The following is a 432-nucleotide window of genomic DNA, read 5'->3' as shown; positions in this document are numbered from 1 at the left end:
CGGTGTTCCTCCTGATATCTGCGCATTCCACCGCTACACCAGGAATTCCAGTCTCCCCTGCAGTACTCCAGTCTGCCCGTATCGCCCGCTCGCCGAGGGTTAAGCCCCCGGTTTTCACGAACAACGCGACAAACCACCTACGAGCTCTTTACGCCCAGTAATTCCGGACAACGCTCGCACCCTACGTATTACCGCGGCTGCTGGCACGTAGTTGGCCGGTGCTTCTTCTGTGCCTACCGTCACTTACGCTTCGTCGGCACTGAAAGAGGTTTACAACCCGAAGGCCGTCATCCCCCACGCGGCGTCGCTGCATCAGGCTTGCGCCCATTGTGCAATATTCCCCACTGCTGCCTCCCGTAGGAGTCTGGGCCGTATCTCAGTCCCAGTGTGCTGATCAACCTCAATGCCGGCAACGTCGACGCCGGCATGGCA

1 rRNA gene (only partly in view) is annotated in these 432 nt (G+C 59.5%); it reads right to left on the bottom strand.

Going from position 1 to position 432, the window contains the following annotated elements:
- Nucleotides 1–432, bottom strand: a 16S ribosomal RNA gene (locus tag F6Q13_RS02275); its annotated part runs 335 nt beyond the window's last position; the annotation flags it as partial.

The sequence above is a fragment of the Mycobacterium sp. genome (assembly GCF_008709575.1).
Classification (GTDB): Bacteria; Actinomycetota; Actinomycetes; order Mycobacteriales; family Mycobacteriaceae; genus Mycobacterium.
The sequence above is the reverse complement of the archived record's forward strand: the minus strand, read 5'-3'. Positions and strand labels throughout refer to the sequence as shown.